22 protein-coding genes are annotated in these 26,400 nt (G+C 72.2%); 1 reads left to right on the plus strand and 21 read right to left on the minus strand.

The features are described from left to right. Positions 1-100: 100 nt before the first annotated feature. From ACFV88_RS34875 to mnmA, 15 genes are all read right to left on the minus strand, one after another. Complete coding sequence (locus ACFV88_RS34875) at positions 101-763, minus strand: hypothetical protein (RefSeq protein ID WP_385496208.1); 663 nt, start codon at positions 761-763, stop codon at positions 101-103. Positions 764-825: 62 nt separating this feature from the next. Beyond that, positions 826-1,386, minus strand: a complete 561-nt coding sequence (locus ACFV88_RS34880) for a GNAT family N-acetyltransferase (RefSeq protein ID WP_385496209.1) — start codon at positions 1,384-1,386, stop codon at positions 826-828. 65 nt (positions 1,387-1,451) lie between these two features. After that, positions 1,452-3,755 (minus strand): MMPL family transporter, encoded by a 2,304-nt coding sequence (locus tag ACFV88_RS34885; RefSeq protein WP_385496211.1) that lies wholly within the window; start codon positions 3,753-3,755, stop codon positions 1,452-1,454. Positions 3,756-4,079: 324 nt separating this feature from the next. Next, a complete protein-coding gene (gene gatB, locus ACFV88_RS34890; protein WP_385496212.1) occupies positions 4,080-5,591 on the minus strand; it encodes an Asp-tRNA(Asn)/Glu-tRNA(Gln) amidotransferase subunit GatB in 1,512 nt (503 codons plus the stop codon). Between the two features lie 15 nt (positions 5,592-5,606). Beyond that, positions 5,607-5,786, minus strand: coding sequence for a hypothetical protein (locus ACFV88_RS34895; RefSeq protein ID WP_351239983.1), 180 nt, complete (start codon positions 5,784-5,786; stop codon positions 5,607-5,609). A gap of 56 nt (positions 5,787-5,842) precedes the next feature. Beyond that, positions 5,843-7,345: an Asp-tRNA(Asn)/Glu-tRNA(Gln) amidotransferase subunit GatA gene (gene gatA, locus ACFV88_RS34900; protein ID WP_385496213.1), complete on the minus strand. Its 1,503-nt coding sequence runs from the start codon at positions 7,343-7,345 to the stop codon at positions 5,843-5,845. Positions 7,346-7,350: 5 nt separating this feature from the next. After that, positions 7,351-7,647 carry an Asp-tRNA(Asn)/Glu-tRNA(Gln) amidotransferase subunit GatC gene (gene gatC, locus ACFV88_RS34905; protein ID WP_385496214.1) on the minus strand — a complete coding sequence of 99 codons (297 nt, stop codon included), beginning with the start codon at positions 7,645-7,647 and terminating at the stop codon, positions 7,351-7,353. 253 nt (positions 7,648-7,900) lie between these two features. Beyond that, positions 7,901-9,151 carry a cytochrome P450 gene (locus tag ACFV88_RS34910; protein ID WP_385496215.1) on the minus strand — a complete coding sequence of 417 codons (1,251 nt, stop codon included), beginning with the start codon at positions 9,149-9,151 and terminating at the stop codon, positions 7,901-7,903. Between the two features lie 181 nt (positions 9,152-9,332). After that, entirely contained in the window at positions 9,333-9,710 is a 378-nt protein-coding gene (locus ACFV88_RS34915) for a nuclear transport factor 2 family protein (protein ID WP_385496216.1), read from the minus strand. Positions 9,711-10,438: 728 nt separating this feature from the next. Further along, positions 10,439-12,622 (minus strand): putative bifunctional diguanylate cyclase/phosphodiesterase, encoded by a 2,184-nt coding sequence (locus ACFV88_RS34920; protein WP_385496217.1) that lies wholly within the window; start codon positions 12,620-12,622, stop codon positions 10,439-10,441. A 247-nt stretch (positions 12,623-12,869) separates the two neighbouring features. Further along, the gene (gene ligA, locus ACFV88_RS34925; RefSeq protein WP_385496218.1) at positions 12,870-15,062 is read right to left on the minus strand and encodes an NAD-dependent DNA ligase LigA; all 2,193 of its coding nucleotides are present in this window, start codon (positions 15,060-15,062) and stop codon (positions 12,870-12,872) included. 17 nt (positions 15,063-15,079) lie between these two features. After that, positions 15,080-16,099 (minus strand): methionine synthase, encoded by a 1,020-nt coding sequence (locus ACFV88_RS34930; protein ID WP_385496219.1) that lies wholly within the window; start codon positions 16,097-16,099, stop codon positions 15,080-15,082. Positions 16,100-16,180: 81 nt separating this feature from the next. Beyond that, on the minus strand, positions 16,181-16,873 hold the full coding sequence (locus ACFV88_RS34935; RefSeq protein WP_385496220.1) for an SDR family oxidoreductase: 693 nt from the start codon (positions 16,871-16,873) through the stop codon (positions 16,181-16,183). A gap of 23 nt (positions 16,874-16,896) precedes the next feature. Continuing rightward, the gene (locus tag ACFV88_RS34940; RefSeq protein WP_385496221.1) at positions 16,897-17,436 is read right to left on the minus strand and encodes a TIGR00730 family Rossman fold protein; all 540 of its coding nucleotides are present in this window, start codon (positions 17,434-17,436) and stop codon (positions 16,897-16,899) included. A gap of 504 nt (positions 17,437-17,940) precedes the next feature. Next, positions 17,941-19,062: a tRNA 2-thiouridine(34) synthase MnmA gene (mnmA, locus tag ACFV88_RS34945; protein WP_385496222.1), complete on the minus strand. Its 1,122-nt coding sequence runs from the start codon at positions 19,060-19,062 to the stop codon at positions 17,941-17,943. A 60-nt stretch (positions 19,063-19,122) separates the two neighbouring features. Between mnmA and ACFV88_RS34950 the strand changes: the two genes are divergently transcribed. Next, positions 19,123-19,845, plus strand: a complete 723-nt coding sequence (locus ACFV88_RS34950; protein WP_385496224.1) for an N-acetylmuramoyl-L-alanine amidase — start codon at positions 19,123-19,125, stop codon at positions 19,843-19,845. A gap of 15 nt (positions 19,846-19,860) precedes the next feature. Here ACFV88_RS34950 and ACFV88_RS34955 read toward each other — a convergent pair whose 3' ends face one another. From ACFV88_RS34955 to ACFV88_RS34980, 6 genes are all read right to left on the minus strand, one after another. Continuing rightward, positions 19,861-21,024: a cysteine desulfurase family protein gene (locus ACFV88_RS34955; protein ID WP_385496225.1), complete on the minus strand. Its 1,164-nt coding sequence runs from the start codon at positions 21,022-21,024 to the stop codon at positions 19,861-19,863. A 146-nt stretch (positions 21,025-21,170) separates the two neighbouring features. After that, entirely contained in the window at positions 21,171-22,031 is an 861-nt protein-coding gene (locus ACFV88_RS34960; RefSeq protein WP_385496226.1) for a thioesterase family protein, read from the minus strand. A 75-nt stretch (positions 22,032-22,106) separates the two neighbouring features. Further along, complete coding sequence (locus tag ACFV88_RS34965; protein ID WP_385496227.1) at positions 22,107-22,769, minus strand: trimeric intracellular cation channel family protein; 663 nt, start codon at positions 22,767-22,769, stop codon at positions 22,107-22,109. A gap of 174 nt (positions 22,770-22,943) precedes the next feature. Further along, a complete protein-coding gene (locus ACFV88_RS34970) occupies positions 22,944-24,158 on the minus strand; it encodes an ABC transporter ATP-binding protein (protein WP_385496228.1) in 1,215 nt (404 codons plus the stop codon). Between the two features lie 14 nt (positions 24,159-24,172). Then, positions 24,173-25,270, minus strand: coding sequence for an ABC transporter ATP-binding protein (locus tag ACFV88_RS34975; protein ID WP_385496229.1), 1,098 nt, complete (start codon positions 25,268-25,270; stop codon positions 24,173-24,175). After that, the gene (locus ACFV88_RS34980) at positions 25,267-26,265 is read right to left on the minus strand and encodes an ABC transporter permease (RefSeq protein WP_385496230.1); all 999 of its coding nucleotides are present in this window, start codon (positions 26,263-26,265) and stop codon (positions 25,267-25,269) included. The genes ACFV88_RS34975 and ACFV88_RS34980 overlap by 4 nt, the downstream gene beginning before the upstream one ends. Positions 26,266-26,400: the final 135 nt, after the last annotated feature.

Below are 26,400 nucleotides of genomic sequence, written 5' to 3' on the forward strand. Positions count from 1 at the left end.
TGGGGGTGGCCCCCCCCCCCCCCCCCCCCGCGCGCGGGCGCCCCTCGGGGCCCCCCCCCCCCCGGGTGTCTTCGGCCGTGCGTGCGTCAGCGGTGAGGTGTCAGGTGGCCGAGGGCAGACCGAGGAGGACGTCGGTGTACTTGGCGACGGCGAGCAGCAGGCCCACGAGGCCCAGACCGACTCCCGCCCAGGCCACGGACTTGATCCACGGCGCCGGTTCCGAGTCGGGGGCGCCGAACGCGGGCCGGGCCAGGGTGAACGCACCGATCAGCAGGGCGGCGAGGGCGAAGGCGCCGCCGACCAGGGCGGCGGCCTGCCAGGCGTCCCCGTACACGCCCTGAATCTGGGCGGCGACGTCGCCGCCGCCGGAGGAGGATGCCTCCAGCTGGCCGATGAGCGACTGCCGGGCGGAGGCCACGGAACCGAGCCAACCGCCGCTGAGGCCGACCACGCCGAGGGTCGCCGAGAGGACCGCCGCGGCACCCGCGCCGACGCCCGAGGAGACCTTGCCCACCGGGGCGTCGAGCTCGTCGAGGTCATCCAGGTCCGCGCTGTCCGCACCTGCCGGGTCCGCCTCGGTGAGGGCGTCTTCGGCCCCGTCACCCTTGGCGGCGCTGTCCGCCGTTTTACCGGTGGAGCCCTCGGCGGGGCGGTCGGCGCCGGATTCCTCCGCGCCGGCTCCCTTCACGGCGGCCGGGTCCGTGTCGGTGACGGTGTCCGCGTCGGTGCCCGCGGCGGCGGTCTTGTCGGTCTGTGTTGCCATGGGGGCACCGTACGGACGCCGTCTGAGAGGTTCCTTAACGACACGCCACCCGGCCCCGCAGGTCAGCCGCCCTGCTCCGTGCCGCGCCACTCGGGCGCCAGCACGGACCACACCTCCATGTCGTGGCGCACGCCCCGGTACGGGTAGCTCTCCCGCAGCACCCCGTCGACCCGCATGCCGAGCCGTTCGGCGACCCGGCGGCTGGACTCGTTGGCGGTGGAGGTGACCCACTCGGCGCGGTGCATGCCGCGCTCCCCGAACGCCCAGTCCAGCAGGACGCGGGCGCCCCGGGTGACCAGGCCGCGGCCGGCGGCGGCGGGTTCGAGCCAGCAGCCGATCTCACAGTTGCCGCTGTCGGCGTCGAAGATCCGGAAGAGGAGTCCGCCGACGAGGGTGCCGTCCAGCCAGATGCCGTGCAGGCTGCCGTTGTCCACGGCGCGCTTGTCCGCGTACGCCTGGAGCACGGCCCGGGCCCCGTCGACGTCATGGGCGTTGGTGCCGAAGGCGACGTACCGGCTGATGAAGTCGCGTCCGCGGTCGAGGTGGGCCAGGAACTCCTCGGCGTGCCAGGGCTCCAGGGGGCGCAGTTCGGCCCCGTCGTCACCGAGCGTTCTCGCGTACATGGCTGCTTCCTCCGGGGTTCCGGCTCGCCCCGGGTGAGGGACGGCGTGCGGCGGGGCGGCCACGGTCAGAGGTCCGCGCCCGCGTGGGTCTCCTGCGGTGCGTGGTCCACGCGCCGCCCGGGAATCGTCGCACGTCCGTGCGGGTGGCCGGGGCGGCACTCCGGCGGCTCGATGCTGATGCGGGGCAGGACGCGGTCCAGGGAGCGGGGCAGCCACCAGTTGGCGCCGCCGAGCAGGTGCATCAGGGCGGGGACCAGCAGGGTGCGCAGCACGAAGGCGTCGAGGGCGACGGCCGCGGCGAGCGCGATGCCGAACATGGCGATGACCCGGTCGCCGCTGAGCACGAAGGCCAGGAACACGGCGATCATGATCACAGCGGCCGAGTTGATCACGCGGCTGGTCTCGGCGAGGCCGACGCGCACGGCCCGGCGGTTGTCCCCGGTCGCCAGCCACTCCTCGTACATCCGGCTCACCAGGAAGACCTGGTAGTCCATGGAGAGGCCGAAGAGGACCGAGACCATGATGACCGGCAGGAACGGTTCGATGGGCCCGGCACGGCCGAGGCCCAGCAGTTCGCTGCCCCAGCCCCACTGGAAGACGGCGACGACCACGCCGAAGGCGCCCGCGACGGCGAGCACGTTCATCACGGCGGCCTTCACCGGGATGCCGATCGAGCGGAAGGCCAACAGCAGCAGGACGCAGCCGAGGGCGACGACGACGCCGACGAAGAGCGGGAGTTTGCCGACGATGAGTTCGGCGAAGTCGTCGTACCCGGCGGTGACCCCGCCGACCTGCACGTCCAGCGAGGTGCCCCGCTCGGCGGCCGGCAGCACCTCGGTGCGCAACCGGTCGACGAGTGCGCTGGTCCGCTCGGACTGCGGGGCCGATTCGGGGACCAGGGTGAGCACGGCGGTGTCCCCGGCCGCGTTGTGGGTGACCGGGGAGACCGAGGCGACGTTCTCGGTGCCGCGCAGGGTGGCCGCGAGTGCGTCGAGGGCGGCCCGGTCTTGGAGGGCCGCCCCGCCGGGGGCGTCGGCCCCGCGAACCTCGGTGACCAGGGTGAGGGGGCCGTTGACGCCGGGCCCGAAGCCGTCGGCCAGCAGGTCGTACGCCTGCCGGGTGGTGGAGCCCTTCGGATTGTTGCCCTGGTCGGAGGTGCCGAGGTGGAGGGAGAGCGCGGGCAGCGCCAGCACGGTGACGGCGACCAGGGCGAGGGCGCCGAGCAGCTTGGGGTGGCGTTCCACGAAGGCGGACCACCGGGCGGCCGGCCCGCTGGGCGGGGTGCCCGTCGCCGGCTCGGGCCCCTGTTCGGCGAGGCGGCGGCGTTCCCGACGGCTGAGGGCGCGCGGACCGATCCAGGACAGCAGCGCGGGCAGCAGGGTGACCGAGGCGGCGACAGTGAGGACCACGGTCAGGGACGCCGCGACGGCGACCCCGTTGAGGAACCCGAGGCGTAGGACGAGCATGCCGAGGAGGGCGATGCAGACGGTGGCGCCCGCGAACACCACGGCACGCCCGGTGGTGGCGACGGCCTGCTCGGCGGCCCGGGCGACCGACAGTCCGCGCCGCAGGCCCTGGCGGTGGCGGGTGACGATGAACAGGGCGTAGTCGATGCCGACGCCGAGGCCGATGAGCATGCCCAGCATCGGGGCGAAGTCGGCGACGGTCATGGCGTGCCCGAGCAGTACGGTCCCGGCGTAGGCGGTGCCGACGCTGACCAGGGCGGTCGCTATCGGGAGCAGGGACGCGGCCAGGGAACCGAAGACGAGGAAGAGCACCACGGCCGCGACGGCGACGCCCACGGCCTCCGCGAGGTGGCCGCCGAGCGGTTCGGTGAGGGCGACGGCGCTGCCGCCGAGGGCGACGGTCAGGTCCTCGGTGGCGGCGGGCGTCGCGAGGTCCACCACGGCCCGGGCGTCGGCGGCGGTCAGCTCGCCCACGGGCCGGTCGAAGGTGACGGTGGCGTAGGCGGTGCGGCCGTCGGCGCTGATCCGGTCGGCGGCCGTGCCCGCGTCGGCTGCGGTACCGGTTGCGGTACCGGCACCGGCGTACGGCCCGGTGACCGCGGCCACGGCCGGCAGCTCGGCGACCTCCCCGAGCACCCGGCTCATGGTCCGTTCGACCTCGGCGGCCCGCACGGTGCCGTGTTCGGTGTGCCAGACGATGGTGTTGCTGTCGCCGCCCGAGCCCGGGAAGCCGCGGGCGAGGAGTTCGGTGGCGCGACCGGACTCGGTGCCGGGCACCTCGTAGTCGTTGGAGTACGCGGAACCCGTGAGCGCCGCGGCGGTGGCGGTGCCGCCGAGGGTGGCCAGCCAGATGAGGACGGCGACCAGACGGTGCCGTACGCACCAGCGCGCGAGTGCTGCCACCGCTGAACTCCCAGGGTGCTTCGTCGGGTCTTCATCGGGAACAGCCGGTACCCCGGTGGGGCCGCACGGCCCGAAGGAGAATCGCGAAGAATCTCAGAGAATACTTCGAAACCGCCCGCAAAGAACGCATGAACAAGCTGATGCCACTCTTGCAGGCTTAAGAGATCGTTTGACTGGTTCGTGGTTCTCCTCACACCGGTTCGCGGCCCCCGGAGACCGCAGCGGCGCAGGTGCCCTGCGTGCTCCGGGCTCCGGGCTCCGGGCACGACGAAGGGGGCGGTGACCGGACACCGGTCACCGCCCCCCGCGCGTACTACGTGGACGTCAGCCCTCGACCCCGAGCCGGGCGAGGATCAGCTCCTTGACCCGGGCCGCGTCGGCCTGGCCCCGGGTGGCCTTCATGACGGCGCCCACCAGGGCACCCGCCGCGGCGACCTTGCCGCCGCGGATCTTGTCTGCGACGCCCGGGTTCTGGGCGATGGCCTCGTCGACGGCGGTGGTCAGCGCACCCTCGTCGGAGACGACCTTGAGGCCCCGCTTCTCCACGACCTCGTCCGGGGTGCCCTCACCCGCGAGGACGCCCTCGATGACCTGCCGGGCGAGCTTGTCGTTGAGGTCGCCGGACGCGACGAGCGCGGCGACCCGGGCGACCTGCGCCGCAGTGATCGGCAGGGTGTCCAGGGCGGCACCGGACTCGTTGGCGTTGCGCGCCAGCTCGCCCATCCACCACTTGCGGGCGGCGGTCGAGTCGGCCCCCTCCTCGATGGTGGCGGCGATCAGGTCGACGGCACCGGCGTTGAGGATCGACTGCATGTCGTGCTCGGTGACGCCCCACTCCTCGCGCAGCCGGTTGCGGCGGGCCCGCGGCAGCTCCGGCAGACCGGCGCGCAGCTCCTCGACCCACTCCCGGGACGGGGCCACCGGCACCAGGTCGGGCTCGGGGAAGTACCGGTAGTCCTCGGCCTCCTCCTTGACCCGGCCCGAGGTGGTGGAACCGGTGTCCTCGTGGAAGTGGCGGGTCTCCTGGATGATGGTGCCGCCCTCGTTCAGGACGGCCGCGTGCCGCTGGATCTCGAAGCGGGCGGCCCGCTCGACGGACCGCAGCGAGTTGACGTTCTTGGTCTCGCTGCGGGTGCCGAACTTCTCCCGGCCGTGCGGACGCAGCGACAGGTTGACGTCGCAGCGCATCTGGCCCATCTCCATCCGGGCCTCCGACACCCCGAGCGCCCGGATCAGCTCGCGCAGCTCGGCGACGTACGCCTTGGCGACCTCGGGGGCCCGCTCACCGGCACCGACGATCGGCTTGGTGACGATCTCGATGAGGGGGATGCCGGCCCGGTTGTAGTCGAGCAGCGAGTGGGAGGCGCCGTGGATGCGGCCGGTGGCACCGCCGACGTGGGTCGACTTGCCGGTGTCCTCCTCCATGTGGGCGCGCTCGATGTCGACGCGGAAGACCTCGCCGTCCTCCAGCTGGACGTCCAGGTAGCCGTTGAAGGCGATCGGCTCGTCGTACTGGGAGGTCTGGAAGTTCTTCGGCATGTCCGGATAGAAGTAGTTCTTCCGGGCGAAGCGGCACCACTCGGCGATCTCGCAGTGCAGCGCGAGACCGATCTTGATGGCGGACTCGACGCCGATCGCGTTGACGACCGGGAGCGAGCCCGGCATGCCGAGGCAGGTCGGACAGGTCTGCGTGTTGGGGTCCGCGCCCAACTCCGTGGAGCAGCCGCAGAACATCTTGGTCCTGGTGCCCAGCTCGACATGGACCTCCAGGCCCATGACGGGGTCGTACGACGCGAGTGCGTCCTCGTACGACACCAGGTCGGTCGTGACAGTCACGGTGAAACTTCCCTCTCAGCCCAGCAGGACGTCGTCGTCACCGAGGCGCTTGAGCTCCCGGTAGAGGATCGCGAGTCCGGTGACGATGGCGGCGGCGGACACGGCGGCGTCGACCAGCCGCAGCGTGTCGTGCTCGGAGCGGGCCTTGCGGGCCTGCTTGACGATGCTGACGGCGCCGAAGGCCGTCGTGGCCATGGACAGGTACGTGCCCGACTTGGACTTCTTGAAGCCCTTGGCCTTGGTCAGTGCGCTCACAGCGACGGTGCCTCCTCAAGCAGCGGGTGACCCCAGCGTTCCACGAACGCGGCCTCGACGGCGGCACCGACCTTGTACAGCCGGTCGTCCTGCATCGCCGGGGCGATGATCTGGAGGCCCACCGGCAGGCCGTCCTCCGGGGCGAGACCGCAGGGCAGCGACATGGCCGCGTTGCCCGCCAGGTTGGTCGGGATGGTGCACAGGTCGGCGAGGTACATCGCCATCGGGTCGTCGGCCCGCTCACCGATCGGGAAGGCGGTCGTCGGGGTCGTGGGCGACACGATCACGTCGACCTGCTCGAACGCCTTCTCGAAGTCCCGGGTGATCAGGGTGCGGACCTTCTGGGCGCTGCCGTAGTACGCGTCGTAGTAGCCGGAGCTGAGCGCGTACGTGCCGAGCATGATGCGGCGCTTGACCTCGTCGCCGAAGCCCGCGTCACGGGTGAGCGCCGTGACCTCCTCCGCCGACCGGGTGCCGTCGTCGCCGACCCGCAGGCCGTAACGCATGGCGTCGAACCGGGCGAGGTTGCTGGAGCACTCGGAGGGCGCGATCAGGTAGTACGCCGACAGCGCCAGGTCGAAGGACGGACAGTCCAGCTCGACGATCTCGGCGCCGAGCTCCTTCAGCAGCTCCACCGACTCGTCGAAGCGCTGCACCACGCCGGCCTGGTAGCCCTCGCCGCGGAACTGCTTGACGACGCCGACCCGCATGCCCGTCACGGAACCGTTGCGGGCGGCCTCCACGACCGGGGGCACCGGGGCGTCGATGGACGTGGAGTCCAGGGGGTCGTGACCGCCGATGACCTCGTGCAGCAGGGCCGCGTCGAGGACGGTGCGCGCGCAGGGGCCGCCCTGGTCCAGCGAGCTGGAGAAGGCGACCATGCCGTAGCGGGAGACGCCGCCGTACGTCGGCTTCACGCCGACGGTGCCGGTGACCGCGGCGGGCTGGCGGATCGAACCGCCGGTGTCCGTGCCGATCGCCAGCGGCGCCTGGTAGGAGGCGAGGGCCGCCGAGGAGCCGCCGCCGGAGCCGCCCGGGATGCGGGTCAGGTCCCAGGGGTTGCCGGTCGGACCGTACGCGCTGTTCTCCGTCGAGGACCCCATGGCGAACTCGTCCATGTTGGTCTTGCCGAGGATGACGACGTCCGCGGCCTTCAGCCTCTTGGTGAGGGTCGCGTCGTACGGGGGGATCCAGCCTTCGAGGATCTTGGAACCGACGGTGGTCGGGATGCCCTCGGTGGTGAAGATGTCCTTCAGGGCGAGCGGAACGCCCGCGAGCGGGCCCAGCTCCTCGCCGGCGGCGCGCTTGGCGTCCACCGCGCGGGCCTGGGCGAGGGCGCCCTCGCGGTCCACGTGCAGGAACGCGTGGACCTTCTCGTCGACGGCCTCGATCCGGGCCAGGTGGGCCTCGGTGACCTCGACGGCGGTGAGCTCGCCGGAGGCGATGCGCGCCGCGGTCTCGGCGGCGGTCAGCCTGATGATGCTGTTCGTGTCGGCCATGGCGATCAGTCCTCCCCCAGGATCTGCGGGACCTTGAAGCGCTGCTGTTCCTGGGCGGGGGCGCCGGAGAGCGCCTGCGCGGAGGTGAGCGACGGTCGGACCTCGTCCGCGCGCATGACGTTCGTCAGGGGCAGCGGGTGGGAGGTCGGTGGAACGTCCTGGTCGGCGACCTCGGCGACGCGGGCTACCGCGCCGATGATGTCGTCGAGCTGACCGGCGAAGTGATCGAGTTCTTCGCTCTTCAGGTCCAGGCGTGCCAGCCGAGCGAGGTGAGCGACCTCCTCGCGCGTGATGCCAGGCATGCAGCGATCCTCAAGGTGAGTGGTGGGTTTTGGCCCCAATCCTATGGGGCCCGGCCCACTCCCCGCGCAACCCCTCGGACAGGACCCACCAGCACCCCGCTCCGGGGCCTCCCCTTTTTGTACGAGCGCGGTGGACGCCCCCCGTCCCTCCGGGTGTGCGGTGCGCACCGCACACCCGGTCGGATGCCGGGCCGGGACCGGCCTTCCAGCGCGGGTGGGGGCACGGGTGGGGGTGGCCGGCGGGTGGTCCCGCTCACTCGGGCACGGGCTGGCCCGGGTGACCGTGCGGCGAGGGCGTGAAGGCGATCTCCAGGCTGGTCAGTCCGCGAAAGTTGAGACTGCGCTGCCAGCTCGGCGCGGCGCCCACGAGCTTCCAGTCCGGCAGCCGGGTGAGCAACGCCTCCAGCACGATGACGCCCTCCAGTCGGGCCAGCGCTGCACCGAGGCAGAAGTGCGGCCCGTACCCGAAGGCGACGTGCCGCCCACCGGGACGCCGGAAGTCCAGCACGTCGGGGTCGGGGAAGGCCTCCGGGTCCCGGTTGGCGGCGCCGCACACCAGGAGCACGGGCTGGCCGGCCGCGAGGGAGCGACCCGCCAGGTCCAGATCGTGCCGGGCCCTGCGCAGCATCAACTGCACCGGGCTGTCGTAGCGCAGGAGTTCCTCGACCGCGGCGGGGATCAGGTCCGGCTGGTCGCGGAGCTGCTCGGCGGCCCGCGGGTGCTCCAGGAGGGCGAGGGCGGCGTTGCCGATGAAGTGGGTGGTGGTCTCGTGACCGGCGATCAGCAGCAGGGCGCAGTTGGCGAGGAGTTCCTCGAAGTCCTGATCGGGGTTGTCGATCCCGGTGGCCAGTAGTGCGCGCAGGCTGTGGGGCGCGGGCGGACCGTCCTCGTGGAGCAGGAGCCCGCGGAGGTAGTCGAGCATCTGCGCCATGCTCTGCGAGGCCGCTCTGCTCTCGTCGGCGTCGAGCCGGGAGTTGCCGATGGCCGCGGCGACCGGGTCCGACCACGAGGACACGGTCGACCGGTCCTCCTCCGGGACGCCCAGGAGGTCGCAGATGACGGCCAGGGGCAGCGGGCGGGCGAGGTCCGCGACGATGTCCAACCGGCCGGTCGGTGCTGCGCGGGTGATGATCTGATCGACCGCGTCGAAGATCCGCTCGCGCAGCGCCGCGACGGCCCGGGGCGTGAAGGCCCTGCTGAGCAGGGCGCGCAACCGGGCGTGGTCGGGGGCGTCGCTGTAGAGCATCTGCTGACTCAGGACCCGGGCCAGCGGCCGTAGTTCCTCGGAGACCGCCTCGATGTCCGGGTAGCGGATCGAGGAGAAGCGTGGATCGCTCGCCGTGCTGCTGACCACGGCATGGCTGGTGGCGACCCAGGCACCCACACGGCGGTCCCAGAAGAGGTCGTCGGTGTTGCGGAGGTCCCGGTAGAAGTCGTAGAGACGTTCCTGGTTCTGGGTCCTCAGGACGGATAACAGGGACGCGGGCGTCGTGTGAGTGGGCATCGCCGCACGCTAGCACCAGGGGCGCACGGCCGCCGCGGGCGTCCCGCGCAGCAGCGGGGGAAGGCGTGGTCCCGACGGACCGGGCCCGCCTCGCGTTCACGTCCCCATGCGGTCCGGCACTTGCCCGTCGGGCGTCGTGTGACCAACGCCCGTCCCCACGGTGCGCCGAAGCGCCCCTGGGCTATCCGGGAGCGGGCTGGACGTCGCCGGTGAAGACGATGATCTGGTCGATCAGATTGCGGCGCAGGTGGACGACGTCCGTGCCGGAGAGGCGGGGACCGTCGTTCGGCGTGGTGAACACCCACTGGTAGCGGGCCCACTCGTCGGGCATGTCCACGCGCGACCGGCGGACCATCGTGCCGGTGCCCGCCGGGTGGCGTCGGATGTCCAGTACGAAACGTTCGACCGACTCGATGCCCTCGCTGCGCCCCAGCGGCCCCCAGAGGATGACGTCCGGGGTCAGGGCCTGGGACAGCAGCGCGGTGACGTAGGTGTCATCCGAGGCGTTGAACGCCGAGACGAACGTGTCGATCGCGGATTGCGCGGTCTCTTCCTGCATGTACCCAGTCATACCAGGTGGTTGTGAGGAGCGGGCCGTCGCCCGGGCACGGCGGGAGCGGCGGCGGGCACCGCGTGCCGGGCGAGCCCGGCGGCCCACCGAGCCGGCGGGGCCGGGGGCGTCGTCGACCGGGTCGAGCACGCCACCGGTTCCACCCGGCCCCACGAGCACGAGGCCGACCACCACCGCGACGACACGAATCGCCTGCCAGGTGACGGCGACCACCGAACCCGGAGACCGCCTCCACCACGAGCTGCTGGGACACCTCCACGTAGGCGATCAGCGGAACGACCAGACGGAACGGGAGGCCGCCGATTCCGGGCGCTCGCGCCAGGTTCCCCAGGAGCCCCATGGGCGCTCCCAGGACGAACGCCGCCGCTGCCCAGAGCACGATCCTGGAGGTGAGGTCTTCTCCCGAACTGCCGGAAACGAGCTGCCCGATCGGAACAGCAGGACTGAGATCCTTGACGACGTAGTGCACGACCACGAAGGCGAAGCACGCCCATGACCATCCCCCGGAGAACACGAGGCTCACCGCAGGGAGAACTGAGCCATCGAACGTGCCGGCCAGCGGGCCGAGCGCCACCGCCGCTCCGAGAGCCACCGCTTGCGACGGGGAGGACGGAGACGCCCGAGTCTCGGAATGCACCTCGTCCTCCCGGAAGGGCGCTACCCGACTCAGCGCTGCGCTGCTGCGGCCCAGCGGTCCCGGAGGGTCGCGTCTCGGCTCATTCCGTTTCGACGGCCGGGAGGGTGGCCCGGGGGCGCTGCCAGCCCCGGGAACCCCGGGCGAGCAGCCATGCCGTGGCCTCCTCCGGAGGCATCGCCGCGGCGACCAACCAGCCCTGCACGGCATCGCAGCCGAGGTCGCGCAGCCGCTCCCAGGTCTCGTCGTCCTCGACGCCCTCCGCGACGACGAGGAGTCCCAGCGAGTGGGCGAGGTCGACCGTGCAGCGCACGATCTCGGCGTCCTCGTTGTCGATGACGAGTCGGGCCACGAAGGACCGGTCGATCTTCAGTTCGCTGACGGGCAGGCGTCGTAGGTGCACCAGGGACGAGTACCCCGTGCCGAAGTCGTCGAGGGACATCTTCACGCCGTGGCCGGCCAGTCCGGCGAGGGTGTCCGCGGCCCGCTGCGGGTCTTCGAGCAGGACGTGTTCGGTGATCTCCAGTTGGAGGGCGGCGGCGGGCACCGCGTGCCGGGCGAGCCGGGCGGCCACCGAGCCGGCGAAGCCGGGGGTGTGGACGTCGCGGGGCGAGACGTTGACGGCGACGGGGACCCGTAGGCCCTGGGCGCGCCAGCGGGCGACCTGGGCGAGTGCGGTCTCCAGCACGTACTCGGTGAGGTGCGGCATCAGCCCGGAGGACTCGGCGATGGCGATGAACTCGTCCGGGGGGACCCGCCCGCGCTCGGGATGCACCCACCGCACCAGGGCTTCGAGGCCGGCGACCTGTCCGTCGAAGCGGACCTTGGGCTGGTAGTGGAGTTGGACGTCGCCGGTGTCGAGGGCGCGTCGGAGGTCGCCGAGGAGTCCGAGCCGGTCGGGGGTGTTGGAGTCCCGCTTCGACTCGTAGACCTCCACGCCGGTGCGGTCCCGCTTCGCCTGGTACATGGCGATGTCGGCGCGCCGTAGCAGTCCTTCGGCATCGAGGGCGTGGTCGGGGAAGACGGCGAGTCCGGCGCTGGCCTCCAGGACGAGGGTGAGCCCGTCGAGGTCGAGGGGCGAGCCGAGGGCGGTGACCACGGAGCGGGCGACCCGGGTGGCGGAGGTGGTGGAGTCGGCGATGGGCAGGAGCACGGCGAACTCGTCGCCGCCGAGGCGTGCGGCCTCGGCTCCGCGGGGCAGGGCGACCCGGAGTCGATCGGCGATCTGGAGGAGGAGCCGGTCGCCCGCGAGATGACCGAGGGTGTCATTGACGGACCGGAACCGGTCCAGGTCGATCAGCATCAGTGCGGACCTGGCGCCGATCCGGTCGGCGTCGTCCAGGGCCGCCCAGGTCCGTTCGAGGAGCCACTGACGGTTCGGCAGCTTGGTGAGCGGATCGCGCAACTGCTCCTCGGCCCGGGCCCGGGCGATCCACAGGGTGGAGTCGAGGGTGACCAGCGGGACGACGAACAGCGGCAGCAGCACCGGCATCGCCGTGGCCACGACGCAGATCAGCGGGGCTATGCCCAGCAGCGCGACCCCGACCAGGCCCTGCCGGAGCAGGGCGGTGCGGGCGATCGTCGGCAGACCCGCCGGGTTCGGGGCGTGGAGGTACCACAGGAGCAGGCGGGTGACGGTCAGATAGGCCGCCGCCGCGAGGGAGACCTGAGGGACGGTGTACAGGTCCCAGGTTTCGGGCTGCCAGGGCCGTTCGACGGTGGGGACGACTCCGCAGGCCGCGAGCAGCAGCGCACCCGAGCCGATGCCGAGGACGTCGACGGCGCCGTGCAGTAAGCCCTGCCGCCACCGACCCCGTCGGGCGACCCCCACCAGGACGACGACGGTCAGGCTGACCATGCCGGCGGGGATCCATCCGTACAGCAGGAGCACGGCGAGGGTGAGGGCGGAGCCGGAGCCGGTGGCGCCCCACCAGCGGCCCCGGCCGAGGGCCACGAGGTGACCCACGGTCAGTCCGGTGAGCAGGGCGAGGGACCAACCCACGGTGCCGGACGGGAACAGCGCGCGGTCGCCGCTGACGGCGCTCCAGGCGCCGAGGCCCAGGACGACCGCGGCGAGGGAGCCGACCGCGATGGCCAGGGCGGGCCAGGCGCCGCGCGTCGCCGGGTCGGTGTCCGGGTAGGGGCGGGCGCCGTGGGTGACGGGCTGCGCGGGGTCGCCCGTCCGTCTGCGGCCGGTGAGCCAGGCGCGCGGGATGCGGCGGGCGCGCACGCCCGCGTCCGGGGCGGCCCTCTCGCTCGATTCCATTCCGTCCCTCTCACAGCCGGCGGTGCCCGCGCCACGCGTCGTTCCGCCGTGCACCGCCATCGAACGCGCGTCTGATGACCCGCCACGCAGCGGGCCACGGCGGGCGCTTATTCCCACAGTAGGCTGCGGAGGCCGTCCAGGGGCAGCGGTCGGCGGCGGTTGCCCGAATGCGACCGGGCCACCCCTAACCATCTGATATGCGCCGAACGGGTGAGCTGATGGGGCTGTGCGGGGGACGGGAAGACGGCTATTCCTCGACGGGGAGGGCCGCCTCCCGGGCCGCGTCCGGGCCCTGTTCCAGCAGGACGGCGAAGCCTTCTTCGTTCAGGACCGGCACCTTCAGCTGCATCGCCTTGTCGGATTTCGATCCCGGGTTGTCACCGACCACGACGAACGAGGTCTTCTTGGACACCGATCCGGTCACTTTGGCGCCGAGTGACTGAAGGGCCTCCTTGGCACCGTCGCGGGTGTGGTGGGTCAGGGTGCCGGTGACGACCACGGTGAGTCCCGCCAAGGGGCGGGGGCCCTCGTCCTCCCCCGCGGACGCGTCCTCCATCCGGGCGCCCGCGGCCTTCCACTTGCGGACGATCTCCTGGTGCCAGGGCTCTTCGAACCACTGGCGGACGGCGGCGGCCGTGGTGTCCGCCACCCCGTCGGTGGCGATGAGCTGCTCCTCGGTGGCCTCGGCGAGCCGGTCGATGGAGCGGAACTCACGGGCGAGCGCTTCGGCGGCGACCGGGCCGACGTGACGGATCGACAGACCGGTCAGGAAACGGGCCAGTGGGCGTTCCTTGGCGGCGGCGATGGCCTCCAGCATGGCCAGGGCGTTCTTCTTGGGTTCGCCCTCCTGGTTGGCGAAGACGGTGGCGACCTTCTCCAGGCCGGTCTCCGGGTCCCGCTTGGGCAGTCCGCTGTCGGGGTCGAGGACGTACGCCTTGATCGGCAGCAGCTGTTCGATCGTCAGGTCGAACAGGTCGCCCTCGTCCTTGAGCGGCGGCTCCGCGGGCTCCAGGGGCTTGGTGAGGGCGGCGGCGGACACGTAGCCGAAGTGGTCGATGTCGAGGGACTTGCGGCCCGCGAGGTAGAACAGCCGCTCCCGCAGTTGGGCCGGGCAGGTGCGGGCGTTCGGACAGCGGAGGTCGATGTCGCCCTCCTTCATGGCCTTCAGCGGGGTGCCGCACTCGGGGCACTCGGTGGGCATCTCGAACGGGGGCGCGTCCGGGTCGCGGAGTTCGGGGACGTGGCTGAGGATCTCGGGGATCACCTCCCCGGCCTTGCGGATGACCACGGTGTCGCCGACGCGGACGTCCTTGGCCTTGACGACCTCCTGGTTGTGGAGGGTCGCGAACTCGACCTCCGAGCCGGCGACGACGACCGGTTCGACCTGGGCGTAGGGGGTGACGCGGCCGGTGCGGCCGACGCCGACGCGAATGTTGATGAGCTTGGTGTTGACCTCCTCCGGCGGGTACTTCCAGGCGACGGCCCAACGGGGCGCGCGGGAGGTGGAGCCCAAGCGGCCCTGGAGGGGGATCTCGTCGAGCTTGACGACCACGCCGTCGATCTCGTGCTCCATCGAGTGGCGGTGGGCGCCGTAGTGCGCGATGAAGGCGCGCACGCCCTCGATCGAGTCCACCACCTCGTTGTGCCGGGCGGTGGGCAGGCCCCACTCGTGGAGCAGGGCGTACGCCTCGGACAGCCGGTCGATCTCCAGGCCCTCGCGGGCGCCGATGCCGTGCACCACCATGTGCAGCGGGAGCGTGGCGGTGACCTTGGGGTCCTTCTGACGCAGCGAGCCGGAGGCGGAGTTGCGGGGGTTGGCGTACGGCTTCTCGCCCGCCTTGACCCGGCGTTCGTTGAGCGCTTCGAAGGCGTCCATCGGGAAGTACACCTCGCCGCGGATCTCCACCAGGGCGGGGACCCGGTCGCCCTGGAGGCGGTGCGGGATCTCGGCGATGGTCCGGACGTTGGGGGTGATGTCCTCGCCGGTGCGGCCGTCGCCCCGGGTGGCGGCGCGGGTGAGCCGGCCGTCCTCGTAGGTGAGGTTGACGGCGAGCCCGTCGACCTTCAGTTCGCACAGGAAGTGGTAGTCCGTGGTGCCGACGTCGCGGGCGATGCGATCGGCCCAGGTGGTCAGGCCCTCGTCGTCGAACGCGTTGTCGAGGGAGAGCATCCGCTCACGGTGCTGGACCTCGGTGAGCTCGGTCTCGTAGGCGACGGAGACCTGCTGGGTGGGCGAATCGGGGGTGCGCAGCTCGGGGTGCTCGTCCTCCAGGCCCTCCAGGTCCCGCATCAGCCGGTCGAACTCGGCGTCGCTGACGACGGGCTGGTCCTTGACGTAGTACCGGAAGCGGTGCTCCTCGATCTCCTCGGCGAGCCGCGCGTGCCGTTCGCGCGCCTCGGCGGGCACCGGTGCGGTCCCTGCGTGCTCTTCGCCGGCCACGTCTGTCCTCCCGTTGGTCACTCTGGGTTGTCCGCGAGGGATCTCGCCGCCCGGGCGCAGTGGGCGAGCGCCTCCCGGGCGTACCCGGGGGACGCGCCGGCGAGACCACACGCCGGGGTGAGCGTGACCGAGTCACTCAGCAGTCCCGGCCGTAGCCCCAACCTGCGCCACAGCGTCCTGACACCCCCGACGCTACCGGCAGGGTCTGACAACGCGGCATCGGTGCCGGGCACGACACCGGCGAAGAGCTTCGTGCCGGCCTCGACGGCTTCACCGATGATCTCGTCGTCACGTTCGGTGAGGAGGGAGAGGTCGAAGGAGACGGCGTCGACGCCGGAGCGACGCAGCAGGGCGAAGGGCACGTCGGGGGCGCAGGAGTGGACGACGACGGGCCCGTCGTGGACGTCGAACAGGTCGCGGAGCACCGCCTCCACGGTCTGCCGGTCCGGGGCGCGGTGGGTGCGGTAGCCGCTGGCCGACTTGATCTGGCCGCGCAGGACGGCGGTGAGCGAGGGTTCGTCGTACTGGAGCACCAGTTGGGCGCCGGGGACCCGGCGGGCGACCTCGGCGAGGTGCGTGCGGACGCCCTCGGCGAGCGATCCCGCGAGGTCCCGGCAGGCACCGGGGTCGGACAGGGCGACCTCGCCGCCCCGCAGTTCCAGGGCGGCGGCGAGCGTCCACGGCCCGACCGCTTGCACCTTCAGCGGTCCCCGGTAGCCCTGGGTGTGCTCCTCCAGGGCGTCGAGGTCCTGGCGCAGCCAGGCGTGTGCGCGGCGGGTGTCCCGGCCGGGCCGGTCGCCGATCCGCCAGCCGCTGGGCTCCACGCGGGCGTAGAGGTCGACGAGGAGTCCGGCGGTGCGGCCGATCATGTCGGCGCCGGGACCGCGCGCGGGGAGCTCGGGCAGGTACGGGATGCCCTGGCCGTCCGCGAAGGTCCCGACGACGGTCTTGACGGCTTCCTGGGGGTCCTGGCCGGGCATGGAGCCGACGCCGGTGGCGGGGCCGGGCCGGAACGCCGTGTTGTCGTGGTTGCTCACCCGGGAAGACTACGAGACCTCCGGGGCGTCGCCGCCGGCCGCCCGTGACGACGGTCGGGGGCGACGACGTCCGACGGCGGGTCAGTGGGCCAAGGGGCGCACCGACAGGTCGTTGATCTCGGCGTCCCGGGGGAGGTCGAGCGCGGTGAGGACGGTGGTGGCGACGGTGTCCGGGTCGATCCAGCGGCCGGGCTCGTACTCCTTGCCCTCCTGCTGGTGGACCTTGGCCTGCATGGCGCTGGCGGTGCGACCGGGGTAGACGGACGTCACGCGGACGCCGCTGCCCTGCTCCTCCTCGCGCAGCGCGTCGGCGAGGGCCCGCAGTCCGTGCTTGGACGCGGCGTACGCGGACCAGTCGCCGCGGGCGCGCAGTCCGGAACCGGAGTTGATGAAGATCAGCTGGCCCTGGGTGACGCGGAGTTGCGGCAGGAAGTGGCGGGTCAGCTCGGCGGGTGCGATCAGGTTGACGTTGAGCTGGTGGCGCCAGGTCTTGGGGGTGAGCTCGCCGACCGGTCCGAGGTCGATGACTCCGGCGCTGTGGATCAGCGAGTCGACCCGGTCGGGCAGGGTCTGGTGGGAGAAGGCCCAGGACAGCTTGTCCGGGTCGGAGAGGTCACCGACGAGGGTGCGGGCGCCGGGGAACCGGGCCGCCAGTTCCTTGGCCCGGCCCGCGTCGCGCGCGAGGAGCACGAGGTCGTCGCCGCGGGCGTGCAGGCGCTGCGCGAGGGCCGCGCCGATGCCGGAGCCGGCCCCGGTGATCACATGAGTTGCCATGGCCCCATCGTCGCACCGGGTGCTCAGACGGTGCCGAAGGACTCCTCCAGGTATGCGAGGGCGCCCACCGGCTCCTCGGCGAAGAACACCAGCTCGGTCAGCGGCATCGGGAGGAAGCCCTCCTCGTCCATGCGCCGGAACTGTGCGCGGAGCCCGTCGTAGAAGCCGGCCGTGTTGAGGACGACCACGGGCTTGGTGTGCTTGCCGTGCTTGCGCAGTTCCAGGATGTCGGTGGCCTCGTCCAGGGTGCCCATGCCGCCGACCAGCACCACGACCGCGTCAGCCTTCTCCAGGAGCAGCGCCTTGCGTTCGGCGAGGTCCCGGGCGACCAGCATCTCGTCGGTGCCGGGGCGGGCGAACTGGGACAGGAACTCCACGGAGACGCCGAGCAGTCGGCCGCCGGTCTGCTGCACCCCGTCCGCGACGACCTTCATCAGGCCCGAGTCGGAGCCGCCCCACACCAGGGTGTGGCCTCCTCGGCCGAGGAGTTCGGCGAACTGCCGCGCGGGGCGGGTGTAGCGCTCGTCGAGGTCGGCGGCGGACAGGAAGACACAGATGTTCATCCCGTCACGGTACGGGGATGAACGTTGCTCCCATGGACCCGGGTGCGTCGTGGTCGCCCGCGCAGTTCCCCGCGCCCCTTCGGTGCGATTCCGCGCGGGTTCGCTGTTCCGCGCGGGTGCGTCGTGGTTGCTCGCGCAGTTCCCCGCGCCCCTGGGGTGCGTCCCGGTGGGGCTGCGCTGTTCGGCACGGGTGCGTCCCGGTCAGGCTGCGCTGTTCTGTGCGGGTGCGCCCCCGTGTTGCGCAGTTCCCCGCGCCCCTGATCGGGGCACTCCAGACCGGCGGAGCCCAGCAGGACGAGCGCCGGGGGGGGCGAGCCCCATAGGGGCGCGGGGAACTGCGCGAGCAACCACGACGCACCCGCGGCCGAGCAAGCGCCGCAGGAAGCACAACGCACCGGTGCGGAACAACGCAGCCCAGCCGGGACGCACCGAAGGGGCGCGGGGAACGGCGCGAGCAACCACAGCGGACCCGCACCGGACGACGCACCCCACAGCGGGAAGCGTTTACGCGCTGACCGCCGCCCGCCGCGTCGTCGCGATCGTCGCCGACCCGACGACCCTCGTGCCGTCGTAGAGCACGATCGCCTGACCGGGGGCGACCCCCCGCACCGGATCGACGAACCGGACCCGCAGCTCGCCGCCGTCGAACTCCGCGGTGACCTCCGACTCCCCACCGTGGGCCCGCAGCTGAGCCGTGTACGAGGCGGCGCCCGTGGGAGCCGTGCCGCACCAGCGGGGCCGCACCGCGGTCAGCGCGGTGACGTCCAACGCCGCGGCCGGGCCGACCGTGACGGTGTTGCTGACCGGGGAGATGTCCAGCACGTAGCGGGGCTTGCCGTCCGCCGCCGGGTGCCCGATGCGCAGGCCCTTGCGCTGGCCGATCGTGTAGCCGTAGGCACCGTCGTGGGTACCGATCTTCGTACCGGCCTCGTCGAGGATGTCCCCCTCGGCCTTGCCGAGGCGGGCGGCCAGGAAACCCTGGGTGTCGCCGTCGGCGATGAAGCAGATGTCGTGGCTGTCGGGCTTCTTCGCCACCGCGAGGTCCCGCCGCTCGGCCTCCGCGCGGATCTCCTCCTTGGTGGTGACCGTGTCGCCGAGCGGGAACAGCGCGTGGGCGAGCTGCCGCTCGTCCAGCACCCCGAGGACGTACGACTGGTCCTTGGCCATGTCGGAGGCCCGGTGCAGTTCCCGGCTGCCGTCGGCGAGGGTGACCACGCGGGCGTAGTGGCCGGTGCACACCGCGTCGAAGCCGAGCGCGAGCGCCTTGTCCAGCAGCGCCGCGAACTTGATCTTCTCGTTGCAGCGCAGGCACGGGTTCGGGGTGCGGCCCGCCTCGTACTCCGCGACGAAGTCCTCCACCACGTCCTCGCGGAAGCGGTCGGCGAGGTCCCACACGTAGAACGGGATGCCGATGACGTCGGCCGCGCGCCGTGCGTCGCGGGAGTCCTCGATCGTGCAGCAGCCCCGCGCGCCCGTGCGGAACGATTGCGGATTCGCGGACAGCGCGAGGTGCACGCCGGTCACGTCGTGCCCGGCTTCCACGGCGCGGGCGGCGGCTACGGCGGAGTCCACGCCGCCGGACATGGCGGCCAGGACACGGAGGGGACGCTGCGGGGTCTCAGTCATAACCACTCCAGGGTAAAGGGCCCGGGGAACCGAATCCCGCGAGTATCCGTTGTGATTCGCATGGCGGAGCAGAAGAAGCGGCGGCAGACCGGTGACCAGGGGCCGCGGGTCGGGCGGCGCGCGCTGCTCATCGGGGGCGGGGTGGCCGTGGTCGGCGCGGGGGTCGGGCTGCGGGACGAGGTTTCGGAGCTGTGGTACCGCGCCCCGGGGGTGACGAAGCCCCGGGTCGACGGGGCGGTGGACTTCACCGGCGCCCGGTGGGTGGCCGCGTCCCCGGCGAACCTGCGGCGGGCCGACCGCCCCGACGACTACCGGATCGACCGGGTGGTCATCCATGTCACGCAGGGCGGCTTCGACAGTGCGGTACGGGTGTTCCAGGACCCCGGGCACGGGGCGGCCACGCACTACATCGTCCGCAAGGACGGGCACGTCACCCAGATGATCCGGGAGCTGGACGTGGCGTACCACGCGGGGAACCGGGACTTCAACCAGCGCAGCGTGGGCATCGAGCACGAGGGGTGGGTGGACCGGGCCTCGTCGTTCACCGACGCGATGTACGCGGCCTCGGCGCGGCTTACCGCGCGGATCTGTCAGCGGTACGACATTGAGCCGGACCGCAAGCACATCGTGGGGCACGTGGAGGTGCCCGGCGCCACGCACACGGACCCGGGTCCGCACTGGGACTGGAAGCGGTACATACCGCTGGTACGGGCGGAGCTGAAGCGGCTGGAGGAGCGTCCGAGCGGCTCGCCCTCGTCGGAGGCGACCCGCGCCTCGGGGTGAGCGAGGGGCGGGTGCTCAGGTGAGGCCGGCGTCGCGGGCGCGGGTGACCGCGGCGCCGATCGCCCCGGCGACGGCGGCCACGTCCTGAGGGGTGGAGGTGTGGCCCAGCGAGAAGCGGAGGGTGCCCCGGGCCAGGTCGGGGTCGGTGCCGGTGGCGAGCAGGACGTGGCTGGGCTGGGCGACGCCCGCCGTGCAGGCGGAGCCGGTCGAGCACTCGATGCCCTGGGCGTCGAGCAGCAGCAGCAGCGAGTCGCCCTCGCAGCCGGGGAAGGAGAAGTGGGCGTTCGCGGGGAGCCGGTCGGCCGGGTCGCCGCCGAGGACGGCGTCCGGCACGGTCTGCCGCACCGCGCGCACCAGCTCGTCGCGGAGCGCGCCGATCTCACGGGCGAACCACGGCTGTTGTTCGGTCGCGACGCGTCCGGCGACGGAGAAGGCCACGATCGCGGGGGCGTCGAGCGTCCCGGAGCGCACGTGCCGTTCCTGTCCGCCGCCGTGGAGCACCGGCACGGGTGTCCAGGAGCGGCCGAGCAGGAGCGCCCCGATCCCGTACGGGCCGCCGATCTTGTGGCCGGAGACGGTCATCGCGGCGAGCCCCGAGGCCGCGAAGTCGACCGGGAGCTGTCCGACGGCCTGCACCGCGTCGGCGTGCATCGGCACCCCGAACTCGGCCGCCACCGCGGCGAGTTCCTGTACCGGCAGGACGGTGCCGATCTCGTTGTTGGCCCACATCACGGTCACCAGCGCCACGTCCGCCGGATTCCTGACTATCGCCTCGCGCAGCGCGTGGGGGTGGACCCTGCCGTAGGCGTCGACGGGCAGGTACTCGACGGTGGCGCCCTCGTGTTCGCCGAGCCAGTGCACGGCGTCCAGCACGGCGTGGTGTTCGACGGGGCTGGCGAGGACCCTGGTGCGGGCCGGGTCGGCGTCCCTGCGGGCCCAGTACAGGCCCTTGACGGCGAGGTTGTCGGCCTCGGTGCCGCCGGAGGTGAAGACGACTTCGCTGGGGCGCGCGCAGAGGGAGGCGGCGAGCGTTTCCCGGGCCTCCTCCACGGCGCGGCGGGCCCGCCGTCCGGCGGCGTGCAAGGAGGACGCGTTGCCGGTGACGGTCAGCTGGGCGGTCATCGCCTCGATCGCCTCCGGGAGCATCGGAGTGGTCGCGGCGTGGTCGAGGTAGGCCATGGTGCGTCGATTCTACGAGCCGAGGTCGGGCACATCCGCCCGGGCCGGTCCCCGTGCCCCGGCGTGCGCCCCGTGCGCCCCGCGCGCCCGGGCCGGGCGGCTCCACCCGACGATCCGTCCGACCGGTCCTCCCGTCGGCCGAGCGGTCAGCCGAGCGGGGCGCGGGCGAGCTGACGGGACTGGGCGACGAGGCGACCCGCGTCGTCCCAGACCTCGGCGTCCTCCTCCAGGAAGCCCCCGGCGAGGTTGCGGGTGGTGACGGAGACCCGCAGCGGGCCGGGTGCGGGGCGGCAGCGGATGTGTGCGGTGAGTTCGACGGTGGGCACCCAGCCCTTCAGCCCCAGCTCGAAGGCGGTGGGCGGCAGGGCGTCCACGGCGAGCAGCAGGGACAGCGGGTCGGGGTCGCGGCCGTCGGCGAGTCCGAACCAGGAGCGCATCTCGCCCTTGCCGGAGGGCGCGCCGAGGGCCCAACCGAGGGTGGCGGGGTCGAGCCGCAGGGTGAGTCGTTCGGTGATGGCGTTGCTGCCGGGTACGGGGCTCTTGCCGGGCATGTCCTGGGGGCCGAAGCACCGGTCGTAGGGCGGCAGGGCGGGCGGCTGCGCGGTGGTGCGGACGTCGTCGGCGAGGGCGTCCAGGTCGCCGTAGGAGGCCAGGACCCGCAGCCGTTCGACCTCGCGGCCCTGGTCGTCGTACTGGAAGAGGGACGCCTGGCCGGTGGAGAGGGTGCGGCCGGTGCGGACGGGTGCGGTGCGGACGACCGCGGGGCCCGGTCGGGAGGGGGTGAGGTAGTGGGCCGAGAGGGAGAACGGGTCCGGGTGCGGCAGGGCGTGGGCGAGTGCGCGGCCGACGAGGGCGAGGAGGTAGCCGCCGTTGATCGCGGAGATGATCGTCCACCCCGCGGAGAGTTCGGCGTCGTACACGCCGGGGTGGCCGGGGCGCTCGGTGACGGCGGTGTCCCGGTCGAACTCGCTGGTGCCGATCGTCGCCTTCGTCGGTGCTTCAGACATGGCGGCACCGTACAACATTCACCTACTAAGCGGTAGCTTTGCGTGTCGTCCGGAACATCGGGACGTCGCGGGCCGCTACTCCGGCGCCTCCACGGCCGTCGAGCGGCGGTTCCAGGCGCGCGGCGCCCGCCAGTGGTAGCGCAACGCCAGCAGCCGCAGCGCGAACGCGGTGACCGCGGCGATCCCGCCGGTCAGGCCGTTCAACGCGTCGTACTTGAGGCACAGCGCCACGATGGCCGCGCCGACCATCGCGGGGACGGCGTACAGGTCGCGGTCCCAGCGGACCAGGGACGGGACCTCGTTCGCGATCATGTCCCGCAGGACTCCCCCGCCGACCGCGGTCGCCAGTCCCAGGACGGCCGAGGCGGTGAGGCCGAGCCCGTACTCGTACGCCTTGGCGGTGCCCGTGACGCAGAACAGGCCGAGGCCCATCGCGTCGAAGACGTTCACGCCCGTCTGGATGCGCTCCACCTCGGGGTGGAGGAAGAACACCAGGGCCGCCGCCAGCAGGGGGGTGAGCAGGTAGCCGAGGTCGGTGAAGGCGGCCGGCGGCACCGCGCCGATGACGAGGTCCCGGAACAGACCGCCGCCGAGGGCGGTGACCTCGGCGAGCACGGCGATGCCGAAGACGTCGAAGTTCTTGCGGACGGCCAGCAGGGCGCCGGAGATGGCGAAGACGAAGATCCCGACGAGGTCCAGCGCGTGCTGGACGGAGGGACTGAACAGATCGTGGAACACCGGGTCATTTTCCCCCGGTCCGGACAGCGCGACGTCCACGGCGTTCCGACGTCCGCCGGGCGGATGTCCCGCACCCCCGCCGAACCGCCCGCGCCCGCGTCCCCCCGGGCGCCACCCCCGTTTGCCACCGCGGCCGGAGGCGTCCCGGGTGGACGCCTCCGGCCGGGCCGGGGCTCAGCCCTCGTCGGAGTCGGCCGCCGCCGTGGGGGTCTGGACCCGGGAGGGGTCGGCGGCGGGGGTCGGCGGCGGGGCGTCCTTGCCGACCGTCACCACCGACACCGCATCGGCCGCGGCGGCGAGCCGGACGGTGTCCCGCGGCGCCTGGTCGGGCGCGTTCTCGGGGTGGTGACAGGCCACGGACTGGTTCGGCTTCAGCTCCACGAACACCGGCTCCTCGACCGCGCACACCTCCGTCGCCTTCCAGCACCGGGTGTGGAAGCGGCAACCGCTGGGCGGGGAGATCGGCGAGGGGACGTCGCCCTTGAGCAGGATGCGTTCGCTCTTGGCCGTGCGCCGCCGTGGGTCCGGGATCGGCACCGCCGACATCAGCGCCTTGGTGTACGGGTGCAGCGGCGTCGAGTAGAGCGACTTGCGGTCCGCCAGTTCGACGATCTTGCCCAGGTACATCACGGCGATCCGGTCCGACACGTGCCGCACCACGGACAGGTCGTGGGCGATGATCACATAGGTGAGGCCCAGCTCGGTCTGGAGGTCGTCCAGCAGGTTGACCACCTGCGCCTGGATCGACACGTCGAGCGCCGACACCGGCTCGTCCGCGACCACCAGCTGCGGTTTCAGTGCCAGTGCGCGGGCGATGCCGATGCGCTGGCGCTGGCCGCCGGAGAACTCGTGCGGATAGCGGTTGTAGTGCTCGGGGTTGAGCCCGACCACCTCCAGCAGCCGCTGGACCTCCTTCTTGACGCCGCCCTCGGGGGTCACCCCCTGGAGCCGGAACGGGGCGCCGACGATGGTGCCGATGGTGTGCCGCGGGTTCAGCGAGGAGTACGGGTCCTGGAAGATCATCTGGACGTCGCGCCGCAACGGCCGCATCCCGGCGACCCCGAGGTGCGTGATGTCCCGCCCCTGGAACTCGACCGTGCCGGCGGTGGGTTCGAGCAGTCGGGTGATCAGCCGGCCCATCGTGGACTTGCCGCAGCCCGACTCGCCGACGACGCCCAGGGTCTCCCCCGCGCGCACCTCGAAGTCGATGCCGTCGACCGCCTTGACGGCCCCCACCTGCCGCTGGAGCAGCCCCTTGCGGATGGGGAAGTGCTTACGCAGACCGCTGACCTTCAGCAGGACCTCGCCGGGGCTCGCGTCCCCGGCCAAGGTGGCGGCGCCGGACCGGGGGCCGGGGACCGGTGCGGAGCCCTTGTCGTCGCTCGTCACGATGTTGTCCTCGCTCACAGCTTGGGCGCAATCTCTTCGGTCCAGATACGCTCCCGCTGCTCCTGCGACAGGTGGCAGGCGGCCCAGTGCGCACGGCCGACCTCGGAGAGTTCGGGACGGACCGTGCGGGTGACGTTGTCCCCCGGCAGGTCCGCGTACGGACAGCGGGGGTTGAAGGCGCAGCCGTCCGGGATGTTGATCAGCGACGGCGGGGAGCCCTTGACCGGGATGAGGCGCTCGGTCTCCTCGCGGTCGAGGCGGGGCATCGAGCCGAGCAGTCCCCAGGTGTAGGGGTGGCGCGGCTCGTAGAACACCTGCTCGGCGGGGCCGCGCTCCACGCACCGGCCGCCGTACATCACCAACAGGTCGTCGGCGAGTTCGGCGACGACGCCCAGGTCGTGGGTGATGACGATGACCGCGGAGCCGAACTCCTTCTGGAGGTCCCGGATCAGGTCGAGGATCTGCGCCTGCACGGTGACGTCGAGGGCGGTGGTCGGCTCGTCCGCGATCAGGAGTTCCGGGTTGTTGACCAGCGCCATGGCGATCATGGCGCGCTGGCGCATGCCGCCGGAGAACTCGTGCGGGTAGCCGTCCACCCGCTTGTCGGGCTGGGGGATGCCCACCCGGTCGAGCATCTCGACCGCCCGTTTGCGGGCGGTCTTCTTGTCGACGGCGTGGTGGACGCGGTACGCCTCCACGATCTGTTGGCCGATCGTGTAGTAGGGGTGCAGGGCGGACAGCGGGTCCTGGAAGATCATCGCCATCTCGCGGCCGCGCAGTCTGCGCACGGTGTCCTGGTCGGCGGACAGCAGCTCTTGTCCGTCGAGCCAGATCTCCCCGGAGAGCCGGGCCTTGCGCTTGCCGTACTGACCGGCCGTGTGCAGGCCCATGATGCCGAGCGAGGTCACGGACTTGCCGGAGCCGGACTCGCCGACGATCCCGAGGGTCTTGCCCTTCTCCAGGGTGAAGCTGAGCCCGTCGACGGACTTGACCAGACCGTCGTCGGTGGGGAAGTGCACCTTCAGGTCGCGCACGTCGAGGAACGCGGTGGGGGCCGGGGCCCCGGCGACGGGTTCGCCGAGGGCCGCCCCGGTGGTGCGGGGTCCGGTCATGCGAGCCTCACTCGGGGGTCGATCACGGCGTAGAGGACGTCCACGGCGAGGTTGGCGATGATCACCGCGAGCGAGGTGACCAGGGTGACGCCGAGGATGATCGGCAGGTCGCGTTCGCTGATCGCCGAGAGGACGGCCTGGCCGAGTCCGGGCAGGTTGAAGGCGGTCTCCGTGAGGATCGCGCCGCCGATCAGGGCCCCGAGGTCCATCCCGAGCATGGTGAGGATCGGGGTCATCGTGGAGCGCATGGCGTGCTTGCCGATGACGACCGGCTCGGTGAGGCCCTTGGCGCGGGCGGTGCGGATGTAGTCCTCGCCGAGCACTTCGAGCATGGTCGCCCGGGTGATGCGGGCGTACATCGCGGCGTACAGGAAGGACAGCGTCACCCAGGGCAGCAGCAGGCCCTGGAACCAGCCGCCGAACCCGTCCCCGAACTCCTGGTACTGGCCGTCGACCAGGCCGAGGCCGTAGTCGAAGACGGCGAGCGAGAGCAGCGCGGTGAAGTAGATCGGCAGGGAGACGCCGGAGAGGGCGACGACCATCGCGGAGCGGTCCCAGAGGGTGCCGCGCTTGAGGGCGGACAGCACGCCCGCCGCGACGCCGAACAGCAGCCACAGGACGGCCGCGCCGAGGGCCAGCGAGAGGGTCACCGGGAGGCGGTCGGTGAGGACCGGCCAGATGGCCTGCTCGCTGCGGAAGGAGTAGCCGAAGCACGGGGCGGAGCAGTTGGTGACCTCGCCACCCGCCGCGTAGGTGCGCCCGACGAACAGTCCCTTGAAGAACTCCAGGACCTGCGCGTAGATCGGGTCGCCGAGCTGGAGCTTCTGCCGGACGGCCTCCACGGCCGCCGCGTCGGACTGCTTGCCCACGTACATCGTGGCCGGGTCGACGCCCGCCCACTTGGGGATGAGGAAGAAGATGCAGAAGACCACCACGATGATGACCACCAGCATCACTGCGGCGGCCATCAGCCGCCTGATGAGGTATGTGAGCACAGCTCTTCGGCCCGGCGGGGGGCCGCGGGGGGGGCGCGGCGACCCGTCGCCGCGCCCCCCCGCCCCCCCACGCGGGCGGGGGCAGTATAAAAAAAAAAAAACCACAACCAACAAAAAAACAAGCGGGAGAGTGTG

It is taken from the genome of Streptomyces sp. NPDC059816 (assembly GCF_042732055.1).
GTDB lineage: Bacteria > Actinomycetota > Actinomycetes > Streptomycetales > Streptomycetaceae > Streptomyces.

Excerpts from the sequence above, each read along its gene's own strand:
- gatC (WP_385496214.1), bottom strand. The coding sequence starts at position 7,647 with ATGCCTGGCATCACGCGCGAGGAGGTCGCTCACCTCGCTCGGCTGGCA.
- ACFV88_RS34975 (WP_385496229.1), bottom strand. The coding sequence starts at position 25,270 with ATGACCGGACCCCGCACCACCGGGGCGGCCCTCGGCGAACCCGTCGCC.
- mnmA (WP_385496222.1), bottom strand. The coding sequence starts at position 19,062 with ATGACTGAGACCCCGCAGCGTCCCCTCCGTGTCCTGGCCGCCATGTCC.
- ACFV88_RS34920 (WP_385496217.1), bottom strand. The coding sequence starts at position 12,622 with ATGGAATCGAGCGAGAGGGCCGCCCCGGACGCGGGCGTGCGCGCCCGC.
- ACFV88_RS34935 (WP_385496220.1), bottom strand. The coding sequence starts at position 16,873 with ATGGCAACTCATGTGATCACCGGGGCCGGCTCCGGCATCGGCGCGGCC.
- ACFV88_RS34950 (WP_385496224.1), top strand. The coding sequence starts at position 19,123 with ATGGCGGAGCAGAAGAAGCGGCGGCAGACCGGTGACCAGGGGCCGCGG.
- ACFV88_RS34960 (WP_385496226.1), bottom strand. The coding sequence starts at position 22,031 with ATGTCTGAAGCACCGACGAAGGCGACGATCGGCACCAGCGAGTTCGAC.
- gatA (WP_385496213.1), bottom strand. The coding sequence starts at position 7,345 with ATGGCCGACACGAACAGCATCATCAGGCTGACCGCCGCCGAGACCGCG.
- ACFV88_RS34940 (WP_385496221.1), bottom strand. The coding sequence starts at position 17,436 with ATGAACATCTGTGTCTTCCTGTCCGCCGCCGACCTCGACGAGCGCTAC.
- ACFV88_RS34915 (WP_385496216.1), bottom strand. The coding sequence starts at position 9,710 with ATGCAGGAAGAGACCGCGCAATCCGCGATCGACACGTTCGTCTCGGCG.
- ACFV88_RS34910 (WP_385496215.1), bottom strand. The coding sequence starts at position 9,151 with ATGCCCACTCACACGACGCCCGCGTCCCTGTTATCCGTCCTGAGGACC.
- ACFV88_RS34880 (WP_385496209.1), bottom strand. The coding sequence starts at position 1,386 with ATGTACGCGAGAACGCTCGGTGACGACGGGGCCGAACTGCGCCCCCTG.
- ACFV88_RS34895 (WP_351239983.1), bottom strand. The coding sequence starts at position 5,786 with ATGGCCACGACGGCCTTCGGCGCCGTCAGCATCGTCAAGCAGGCCCGC.
- ACFV88_RS34875 (WP_385496208.1), bottom strand. The coding sequence starts at position 763 with ATGGCAACACAGACCGACAAGACCGCCGCCGCGGGCACCGACGCGGAC.
- ACFV88_RS34955 (WP_385496225.1), bottom strand. The coding sequence starts at position 21,024 with ATGGCCTACCTCGACCACGCCGCGACCACTCCGATGCTCCCGGAGGCG.